The 1,253-nt window shown below is 74.9% G+C and carries 1 protein-coding gene; it reads right to left on the bottom strand.

The window, feature by feature from the left end; translation table 11 throughout:
* Positions 1-217 precede the first annotated feature (217 nt).
* On the bottom strand, positions 218-1,090 hold the full coding sequence (locus tag IH54_RS0138605) for an aldo/keto reductase (protein ID WP_031526236.1): 873 nt from the start codon (positions 1,088-1,090) through the stop codon (positions 218-220).
* Positions 1,091-1,253: the final 163 nt, after the last annotated feature.

Raw genomic sequence — 1,253 nt, 5'->3', positions numbered from 1 at the left:
CCTCCCGCGTTGCGTCGGGCTGCCGCCCGCCGGTGGGGCGGGGGTGGGTGGGTGATCGTCCCCCTGCTCGTGCGTTGCGCTGGCGGCTGCCTGCCGGTGGGGGTGGGTGGGAAGGACCGGCCCCCACCCCCGTTGGGTTGGCGGCGTGCCTGCCGGGTGGGGGTGGGGCGGATCGATCCCCTCCCGGCGGGGTGGGCCGGGGGGCCGCGTCCCGGGGTCAGGCGGCGGCTGCCTCCAGGGACTGGAACTGCTCGTCGGTCAGTTGGATGCCCGCCGCGGCGGTGTTCTCCTCCAGGTGGGCCACCGAGGAGGTGCCGGGGATGGGGAGCATGGCCGGGGAGCGGCGGAGGAGCCAGGCGAGGGCCAGTTGGGAGGGGGCGGCGTCGTGCTCGATCGCGATGCGGGTCAGGGGGCTGTCCGTGCCCGCGAGGACGCCCGTCGCCAGGGGGAACCACGGGATGAAGCCCAGGCCGCGCGCCTCGCAGTAGTCCAGGACGTCCTCGGAGGCACGGTCGGCCAGGTTGAAGCGGTTCTGCACCGACGCGATCGTCGCCGTACGGCCCGCCTCCTCGATCTCCGCGACCGTCACCTCGCTCAGGCCGATGTGCCGGATCTTGCCCTCCGACTGGAGCGCCGCCAGCTCCCCCACCTGCTCCGCGACCGGCAGCTTCGGGTCGATCCGGTGCAGCTGGAGCAGGTCGATGCGCTCCACGCCCAGATGCCGCAGGCTCAGCTCGACCTGCTGCCGCAGGTACTCCGGCCGCCCCACCGGCACCCACACCCCCGGCGCCGGACGCGTGAAGCCCGCCTTCGTCGCGATGACCAGGTCGTCCGTGTAAGGGTGCAGCGCCTTGCGCAGCAGCAGGTCCGCCGTGAAGGGCCCGTACGCGTCCGCGGTGTCGATGAAATTGACCCCCAGCTCCGCCGTCCGCCGCAGCACCCGCACCGCCTCGTCCGGATCCGCGGGGTCCCCCCACACCCCGGGGCCGGTCAGCTGCATCGTCCCGTACCCCAGACGCGTGACGGGCAGATCCCCGCCCAGCAGGAAACTCCCGGACGCCAGGGCGACTGGCGTGGTGGGCTCGGACATTGACGTTCTCCCTTCGCTGACCCGACCCTATGCGCCGCCCGTGACGACGGCACGCCCGCCCGCCGCCCGGCAGGTGGACGATCCGCCCCATCCACCCCCGCCCCCACCGGCCGGCAGCCGCCGCCTGACCCCGGGACGCGGCCCCCCGGCCCACCCCGCCGGG

The organism is Streptomyces sp. NRRL F-5123 (assembly GCF_000721495.1).
In the GTDB taxonomy this organism is placed as follows: domain Bacteria; phylum Actinomycetota; class Actinomycetes; order Streptomycetales; family Streptomycetaceae; genus Actinacidiphila.
Note: the sequence above shows the minus strand (reverse complement) of the source record. Positions and strands in the feature narration are given on the sequence as shown.

What these genes read in the sequence shown, in the direction of transcription:
- IH54_RS0138605 (WP_031526236.1), bottom strand. Translation starts at nt 1,090, where the DNA reads ATGTCCGAGCCCACCACGCCAGTCGCCCTGGCGTCCGGGAGTTTCCTG.